Source organism: uncultured Thioclava sp., assembly GCF_913064665.1.
Lineage (GTDB): Bacteria > Pseudomonadota > Alphaproteobacteria > Rhodobacterales > Rhodobacteraceae > Thioclava > Thioclava arctica.
This window is the reverse complement of the sequence record NZ_CAJYBT010000075.1, coordinates 1-7,821: the sequence shown is the minus strand read 5'-3', so window position 1 is coordinate 7,821 and position 7,821 is coordinate 1. Positions and strand designations below refer to the sequence as shown.

General features: G+C 57.4%; 13 protein-coding genes. All 13 read right to left on the bottom strand.

The genetic code is table 11. From position 1 onward, the window contains the following. Positions 1–100: 100 nt before the first annotated feature. Genes QZ571_RS18020 through QZ571_RS17960 form a run of 13 tightly spaced genes read right to left on the bottom strand, consistent with a single transcriptional unit; the run spans position 101 to position 7,720 of the window. Positions 101–1,015 (bottom strand): hypothetical protein, encoded by a 915-nt coding sequence (locus tag QZ571_RS18020; protein ID WP_295537494.1) that lies wholly within the window; start codon positions 1,013–1,015, stop codon positions 101–103. 1 nt (position 1,016) lies between these two features. Beyond that, positions 1,017–1,412: a hypothetical protein gene (locus QZ571_RS18015; RefSeq protein ID WP_295537493.1), complete on the bottom strand. Its 396-nt coding sequence runs from the start codon at positions 1,410–1,412 to the stop codon at positions 1,017–1,019. Continuing rightward, positions 1,412–1,969 carry a hypothetical protein gene (locus QZ571_RS18010; protein WP_295537491.1) on the bottom strand — a complete coding sequence of 186 codons (558 nt, stop codon included), beginning with the start codon at positions 1,967–1,969 and terminating at the stop codon, positions 1,412–1,414. Before QZ571_RS18010 ends, QZ571_RS18015 begins: the two co-directional genes overlap by 1 nt. Beyond that, positions 1,966–2,544, bottom strand: coding sequence for a hypothetical protein (locus QZ571_RS18005; protein ID WP_295537490.1), 579 nt, complete (start codon positions 2,542–2,544; stop codon positions 1,966–1,968). The genes QZ571_RS18010 and QZ571_RS18005 overlap by 4 nt, the downstream gene beginning before the upstream one ends. Then, positions 2,544–4,796 (bottom strand): hypothetical protein, encoded by a 2,253-nt coding sequence (locus QZ571_RS18000; protein WP_295537488.1) that lies wholly within the window; start codon positions 4,794–4,796, stop codon positions 2,544–2,546. The genes QZ571_RS18005 and QZ571_RS18000 overlap by 1 nt, the downstream gene beginning before the upstream one ends. Next, on the bottom strand, positions 4,789–5,349 hold the full coding sequence (locus QZ571_RS17995; RefSeq protein WP_295537486.1) for a gene transfer agent family protein: 561 nt from the start codon (positions 5,347–5,349) through the stop codon (positions 4,789–4,791). The genes QZ571_RS18000 and QZ571_RS17995 overlap by 8 nt, the downstream gene beginning before the upstream one ends. Next, complete coding sequence (locus QZ571_RS17990) at positions 5,349–5,792, bottom strand: hypothetical protein (RefSeq protein ID WP_295537485.1); 444 nt, start codon at positions 5,790–5,792, stop codon at positions 5,349–5,351. Before QZ571_RS17990 ends, QZ571_RS17995 begins: the two co-directional genes overlap by 1 nt. Then, positions 5,785–5,952 carry a hypothetical protein gene (locus QZ571_RS17985; RefSeq protein ID WP_295537483.1) on the bottom strand — a complete coding sequence of 56 codons (168 nt, stop codon included), beginning with the start codon at positions 5,950–5,952 and terminating at the stop codon, positions 5,785–5,787. The genes QZ571_RS17990 and QZ571_RS17985 overlap by 8 nt, the downstream gene beginning before the upstream one ends. A gap of 14 nt (positions 5,953–5,966) precedes the next feature. Continuing rightward, a complete protein-coding gene (locus QZ571_RS17980) occupies positions 5,967–6,404 on the bottom strand; it encodes an HK97 gp10 family phage protein (RefSeq protein WP_295537482.1) in 438 nt (145 codons plus the stop codon). A 3-nt stretch (positions 6,405–6,407) separates the two neighbouring features. Then, positions 6,408–6,812 carry a DUF3168 domain-containing protein gene (locus QZ571_RS17975; RefSeq protein WP_295537480.1) on the bottom strand — a complete coding sequence of 135 codons (405 nt, stop codon included), beginning with the start codon at positions 6,810–6,812 and terminating at the stop codon, positions 6,408–6,410. Next, a complete protein-coding gene (locus QZ571_RS17970) occupies positions 6,809–7,150 on the bottom strand; it encodes a head-tail adaptor protein (protein ID WP_295537479.1) in 342 nt (113 codons plus the stop codon). Before QZ571_RS17970 ends, QZ571_RS17975 begins: the two co-directional genes overlap by 4 nt. Further along, positions 7,147–7,434, bottom strand: coding sequence for a head-tail connector protein (locus tag QZ571_RS17965; protein WP_295537478.1), 288 nt, complete (start codon positions 7,432–7,434; stop codon positions 7,147–7,149). Before QZ571_RS17965 ends, QZ571_RS17970 begins: the two co-directional genes overlap by 4 nt. A 16-nt stretch (positions 7,435–7,450) precedes the next feature. Continuing rightward, positions 7,451–7,720, bottom strand: a complete 270-nt coding sequence (locus QZ571_RS17960; RefSeq protein ID WP_295537477.1) for a hypothetical protein — start codon at positions 7,718–7,720, stop codon at positions 7,451–7,453. Positions 7,721–7,821 lie beyond the last annotated feature (101 nt).

Here is a 7,821-nt window from a genome sequence, read left to right as displayed (position 1 = left end):
GGCCAGATGCATCATCCTCAGTGAGCGTCAACGACGGCGTGCGATAGATTCCGGGCTGGATATACCACTTCCCAGATCGGCACACCGCGTGGCCGGTCATTTACGACAGCTTGGCTTCGACAATAGGCTGTGGGGACTGGCTTGTGTCGATGATGCCGTCGAGCGTAAAGCGCGTCTCAGTCGCTCCATCGACGGTATCAACGATCTCGTCGCAGGCATTGGCTCCAGCAATCAGCGCATCTTCATTGATTCCGCGTGCATCGCCAATTTCAGCGCCCATGCCGTAGATCGAGCTTGCCAGGTAGTCGGCCACGCAAAGCGCCGCATTATCCGTATACCCGACCAGTCCAGTTCGAGGGTCAAGAATATCGTTCTTACCGCGAATGTTCGCGGTCACGTTCGGCAGCCCATTTGGGAACTTGTCGTTATCCCATGTCAGGTGCAGGGCAATCGCTGCGCACCCTGAAAGCTTATGATCCTCTGTCCACTTCCCCGGCAGGTAGTCCATCATAATTGCGAATGCGGCTTGATCGTCTGCGCCAAGGCGCTTTTCCACTTCAACTGCACCGGCAAAAGCATCAGCGATAGACCCATCCGCATTTACTGCGAGATCACCGTCAAAATAGATTTCGTCGATTGCCTCAATTTGATGACCAGCCATGACTACGACAACATGCAGCATCGAGGTGCCGTCACTTGCCTCGCTGATCCCATCAGTTGAGACACGCTTTTGCCCGCTGACCTCAAGGGCCACGATCACACCGCCCTTGCGCGTCTGACCATAGACAATTTCACGCGGATGCGCTGGCTCTCTGACAGTCACATCTCGGCTACTTATGCCCTGCTGTTTTGGCTTTGGGGCAAGTGCCTGTGCAACCCCTGACAGGAGCATTGAGACACCAAAGTTTGCTGCAAATCCGATGAATGTTCCTGTTGCAGCAAGCGCAGCACCAATGCCGCCAGCAGCAATAGCTGCGCCGCCAAGAGCTGCTATACCAACAATGACTTGAGGCATATCAGACCCTCCAAGCCATTACGCATTCGCGCAGGCTCTTTGCCACAATTCCGTTTTTCCCAATGAACGCACCTTCCGACCCAAGGCAGATTCCAAAAGCCCCATCAGCCAGCAGAATATCGCCTCGCTGAGCCATAAGCGGTGCAATCGGATCGCCAAGAAGCTTTCGGCCCATATCCTCAACATCACTCCACCCAAGCTTCCGCATGGCCCGCGCACACCCAAGCTCTGTTGTGTAACGACCCCGCCATTGGTCTGCCGGGTTTTCCCCACCGGTCAAATCATTGCGGACATCGAACGACCATGTTGCACAATCATGCGACCCGTATGCGAATGGCTTGCTACGCGCTGCCTCGATCTGATCTGCAAGAATGACGGGCCAATTTGCTTTGCGCATCAGCGGCCCCATGTGATCGTTTTGTTCTGGATCGAGGTGACGAACTCAAATCCCTTGTCGCCGGGAAAGAGTGCCTGCTGGCTTTCGTCAGTGTATCGCCACTCACGCGCCCGTTGGAGGTCAATCAGTTGACTTTCGTAAGTGATCGACACGGTGCAAGTATCCCCAGCATCGTCGATGCTCGGAACATCCAACAAGCCAGAGAAGATGATTTCAGGATCTGCGAGAAGCGCCCAATCCTCAGACGTGAACCCGATCCAGACCGTTCCCGGCGCATTCTGCTGGGCCTCTTCAATCGCAATAGAAACAAGATCGAGAGGCACACCAGAGAGCGAAATAGTAACGCCACTCGCAACGATACCATTGGTCTCATCAACATCTGAGAACCCAAGAAGCGTTCCTGCCCCGGCCCACTCATGGCCACCCCAATTCAGCGGTCCAAGGCCAGACCAAATACGCACCGTTCCGCCCTGAAACTCACCCTCGAAGAGAGCGATCACTCGGACGCGCTGAGCTCCAATTGCCGCCAAGTTCGCGGCCTGCATGTCCCGGCTCATAGTGCCTCCATGCAGTTCACGGTAAAGCGCATCACACCAACCTGAATTGAGCTTGGAACATCGTCTGTCGCCATCATCGATGCGATTGGATAGGCGATCTCAACTGCCGCTCCATCAGCTGGGGATGACCTCAACCTCGGGACAAAGGTCAGGGTGTTCATGCCGGAAACAGGGATGCAGTCTTCGGTGACCTGATAGAGCCTCGCATCAGATCCAGACCCGATCGAAAAGAAGTCCCCGGCAGACATGCCAGATGTACCCCAGCCGTCCGTCACGAGCCTGTTTCCAGACTGTGCGGCACCGCTCACTGCGATCGTTTCCGTGCGCGCAGAATTGCAGATCAGCGCATCACGCAGCACGAATAAGCGCCTCTTGTTGAGAGTCGAGTTTGCGAATGCCTCGAATGATCGAGCCGCGGCGCCTGACTTGATCACAACATCAAGCGATATCTTCCAGACCTCGCCACCCCAGTCTTGGACCTGCGACGATAGAGTGAATGGCGATTGCTGTGATGTCACTGCACTGACGAGCTGGCGCGTGACGCCCGAAATGATCGCAGTCGGAAAATCAGTCATTAGTAGCCCCGCTTGGCTGCGGATTTCGTTGCTTGGACAGCCTGCGACACGATCTGCGGGGTAGCGCGCTGGATTGCAGCCTGGACCTCAGCACCAACGCCTGATTGTGCGCCGCGTGCATCGATACTGATGCTGATCTGTGGAGCACCACCGATACCCTGCCCCTTCGCATGGTCGATAACCGTCTCGTTCGGATGCAAGATCGCGCTGAAACCGCCCTTACCATCAACGCCACCGGATCGCGCCCCAGCTCCTGTGAATCCACCGCCGTCAAAGCTGGGTGTGATCGAGTAGCCACCCTTCGGCATCATAGGCACAGATCCCCCGCCACCGAATACGCCACTGATTGCTGAGAACAGGCCGCCGAGAAGCCCGCCACCAGATCCGCCGGACAATGGACCCTCATTGAACAGCGCGGCTTGCAGCGCGGCCTTGGCGAAGGATTTTGCAAGGTCGCTCAGAACGCCAGAAAGGTTCTTGCCCTCGACAATTGCATCGATGATCCCACCTTTGAGGTCGGTTTGGGCTTGATCAAAGAACTTGGCGCGCTCCTGAGCATTCTCATATTGAGCAGTCAGGTCACCAATCGCCTGGGATTGCCGGTCGATTTGCTCACGAACCGTCTCACCAGACCCGGCAAGTTGTGCATCAAGGTCTATCCCGCGCTTCTTTGCCTCATCCAGCAGCTTCCACTTTGCTTGAAGCGTTGCTGTTTCGGCAGAAGTCTTTCCAAGAAGTGAGATTTGCCGTTCAAGGTTTTGCAGCTCATTGTCGGATGCAGAGAACAGGCCAGGCTTTTCGGCTTTTGAGGCTGACCCGCCACCGCCGCCCCGGCTCGGTTTCTTTTCCGGCTTCCTTCCGTCTTGGATCCGCTTCTGAGCCGACGCATGGCCTTGCCCATACTGTGCGTACTGATACTGCGTCCATTTTTTCTCTGCCTGAACAGCCTTGTTGGTAACCTCTGCCTGCGCCTTGGCCGCGTCCCAGAGATGGCCAGCGAGAGTCTGCGCCTTCGTGATCGCGCTGGACAACCAGCCTTCGCTCGGCGCAGCACCGGCGAGCGCAATCATCGTGTTCAGCGCATCTTCGAGGACTTTGGCGAGCCCCTGCGCCGATGCTGCAGCAGTCTCCATCGATCCGCCAAGTTCACCCGCTTTAGCTTCCACCGCCGTCAATGCATCATACTGCGCCTGGATCTCCGGCGGCATTTTGCCATATGCGCCGAACACATCTTTCAGAACCTGACGGAGAGCTTGAGAACTGGCTAGGATTTTGTCTGGGCCCTCTGCGTTGGAGAGATTATTCATCGCTGTATTAATGCGGGAGGCTGCGACCGCCCCTAGATCGAACTGCTTGACAAGCGCCATGAACGCGTCAGACGCGCGGATGAAGTTCCCCTCTGCATCAGTCCTGTCTTTCAGGCTTCCAAGCTGACTTGCGGCTGCGGTGGCTGCATTGCCTAGCTCGCGCAGAGCCTTGATCCGCGTCGTGTCCACGATCGCGTCGAGGGTCTTTCGCATGGCGTCAGACATCGCGCCGTATTTCTTGGCCATCTCTGCAGTCGTGGCAAGACTGTCCTGAACTGCTGAGTTGTAGTCACCCACTGCGCTCGAAAGCTCTTGCAGCGTATCCGACCACTTCTTCGACTCTTTTTCGCCAGACATAAAGCTAGCAATAAGCGGAACAATGATTGCAGCTACTGCGCCTGCAACAGCACCAAAAACACCGAAACCACCGAGAAGCTGTGGAAGCTGCATACCAAGTGCGCGGGTGGCGCTTGTTCCGGCACCAACCTGCACGGCGAAGTCGCCAACCTGATATGCAACATTCTGGATGCCGCCACCCATCCCACGCGCCAACATACCGGCAGACTTTGTCGTCTTACCCATGGTATTCGCTGCACCGGCGCTGCGCTGATATTCGCGCGTCAGCTCGGCAAGGGCAGCGTCATATTGCTTTGACGTGAGTGCCCCGACCTTCTGCGCGCGGCTCAGCTCTTCGACGGAAGCCTCGTATTGCTTCGACGCGCGAAATAGCGGGTCATACTTCGCCCGAAGCCGGTCCATCTCCTTGCCGATCGCGATCGCCGACTGCTCAGCCGCCTGGGCCATCTTCTTGTTGGACCGTGTGAACTGGCCCTCGATGCCCTTTGAAACATCGTTACCAACCTTCTGCGCCCGGGCCATTTGCTTCTCGAACTTCGTAAGAGAAGCCTCAAGTCGAAGCACGAGGCCGGTATCAATGTTAGACATACTTGGCCTCCATCATGTCTTCATAAGCGGCAGGGTCGTGCTTGCGCAGAATTTCGGCAAATTCTTCATCGGTGGGCGGTTCGAGCTTCTTCCCGCGCGATGCGGCATTAAAACCTGCGACCATGTTCGCGAAGTCTGCATAGGTCATCGCTCGGAGATCGAGCGGCGACATGTTGAACGTCTGGCAAATTTGGGATGCGGTCGAGAACTTGATACGTTCCGGCTCTGCGTCGGATACTTCCTTGCTGGTGTCCTCAAGGCCGACCATCAGCGCGATCAGGATCTCACCAGCGAGGGCTGATAGATCAGAGAGCGGATAGGAATCGAAGCGGCTATCGACAAGCTGTCGCGCCTTGACCTTGCTCATGCCGCCGCCGATCAGCGCGAGGCGGATCGTGTGATAAGCATCCCTCGCGTAAAAGCGTCCGGACGACAGGCGCAGGAAGATCGCGCCAATCGCATCGTTCAGCGCCTCTTCGAGATCTAGGACGCCTCCGAAGTCGAGCCGGAAAAGACGATCTTTCCCGGCCCACTCTGTGATCAACTCAGCCATCAGGTGGCGTCAGTCCAAACGCGCGAACCAGCGCCGGAGATCGTCGCCGTAAACTCTGCTGTTGCGGAGCCCTGCTTGTTCAACTCCAGCGAGCCGAGGAATGCCGGGAGGGTCCAGAACCCGCCGTTGTCTGCCGCCAGCTCGTCCAGCAGGATTTTGATATTCTTCACGGAACCGGTGTCAGCCCATGCGCGCCACGTTGGGAACGCGCTCTTGGCAACCTTGCCGGAGATCGTCGCCGACGTGTCTTGGCTCTCCAGGTAGCGCATGATTTTGGCCGGAACATCGAGCGGGTCGGCGCAATCCAGCACCGTGTCTTCGCCGAGGTTGTTGGTGAGCGTTATGCCAAACGTATTGGCACCACAGGTGAAGCTGAAAGTCTCGGGCTCGCCACCGTCACCCAGCTGGATGATAAGGCGAGTGGTGGTATCGGGATCAGCCATCGTTGGCCTCCTTCTTCTGGGTGATAAGTTCAGCAGCGCCCTGATCGATCAGAGCCTGCCCGGTCTTTCGCGGCACGGTGTATTCGTGACCGTCCTCGAAATGCTGTGAGAGAGCCGAGCTGATCCGGTGATCAGCGGCGCGCTTCATTCTGATTTTCATGATTGCCTCGTGGGTTAGATGCCCTTGATAGCTTTGTTGATCTCGCGGGTTACGCGGGACTTCACGCGCCGCTTTCTGGCGCGGTAAACGGGATAGAAATATGGGTGCGCGGCGATCCTGCCACGATATGCACCCTTCTTCGTGCGGCGCTCGGATGTGCCAAACTCGAACCACCGAGCAACTGCCGGGAAGGCCCCATCTGCAGTCGTGGCTGTCGCGTAAATCGTGATGCGAAGCGACTGCCCAGGCTCGCCATAGCTGCCGAGCGCGATCGAGCCTTTCGGGGCCTCTCCCCACGTCCAGCCGACCCGAATTTCCTGTATCGGCTTGGTCTTGTTCATGTCGGCGACAAGCTCTGTCGCCCCCTTCTCCAGAGCAGTCTGCGCAGCGAGACGAACGGCCTTCGGTATCGCACCCCATCGCTTGTTAAATTCGCCGAGGCCTTGCACCATGGGTCAGCCCTCCGTTATCGCTTTGAGCGAAACGATCCCGTGTGCGACCTTTTCGTCCGGATCTCCGATCACGCGCATGTCTTCGACCTCCACCAGCACGAGCGCGACCGGATCAGCCAGCGCCAGAGAGGCATTGTGAAGCGCCTTCTTCACCGCCACGCAGATGACCTTTGCGCCGCGTTTCGATCCGCCTTCCTGTGTCCATATATCGAGCTGCAGGAAGTTCTCTTCGCCAGTAATGCACTCGGCATCGTCGCTCACTGCCTGCGATGGACCAAGCGATACATACGGATAGGTCGCACCGGTGGGCACATTGTCATAGACCCGATCGCCAACGAATGCCGCGACATCAGCATCGGCCAGCAGCGCCGCAACAACGGCATCTTGAAGGGCTACGTCCGCGCTCATGCTGCCTTCCCTCCTTCGACCACCAGGTAGACCCACATCGGGTCTGTGATCGCGTCCACTTCGATCACCGCATAGGCCGTGTCAGCCCGGTGCAGGTCGATCATCCGGCAATCCGTCGTGATCGCGCGTGCAGCCACGCAGGAGCGTATCTTCACCTTGTAAATCGGTCGCCCTTCCAACCGTGCGGCCTCGACCACCTCGCTACCGCGCTGATAGATCAGTTTACCGCGGCAAGAATGCTGACGAAGCCAATTGATGACAATCACGCCACCTGGCCCGACGCTACTTTGAGGGGAATCGAACGCTATCGATTGAGTCAGTGCACCAGCGCCACTCACATGAACACCCGATAAGTCGAAAGCAGATCCTTCCAGCCCATCGGAACCTCAGAGACCGCACCGGTCGTGCCTGCCTCACGGTAGCGATACATGCTGGCCGCATGCTGTAAAATTGCGACTTCGACCGGTTCTGGTATCCCATCGGGATAATCCGTCGCCAGATCGCGCCGCAGGTAACGCTCTGCATGGAGAGACGCCGCAGTGAGCATGCGCGCAAGCTCTGCGTCATCATCGTCAAAATCGACCTTGAGATGCGCCTTTAGATCAGTGACCGTCAAAGCCATGCAGAACGCTCCCTACTTACTTCTTGGCGTCGGTTTTCGGAGCCGATGCAGTCAGCTCTGCAATCTGCGACTTGAGCTGTTCAATCGTAGCATCGCGTTCCACGACCTTTGCCACCTCGGCAGCATGGTCTTCCTGCGCGTCGGTCAGAGCAGCCGTCATCGCTTCGAACTGTGCCTTGAGTTGTTCAATCGTAGCATCACGTTCCACTACCTTTGCCGCCTCCGTCGCATGGCCTTCCTGCGCGTCGGTCAGAGCAGCCTGCATCGCTTCGACCTGTGCCTTCATCTGTTCAAGATTGTCACTGTTTTCTGCGCCCTTTTCTCCCTCCTCCGCCTCCCAGTACCGTCGTGTCGTCCGGCGTACATTAACCCCCTCTCACTCAGCCG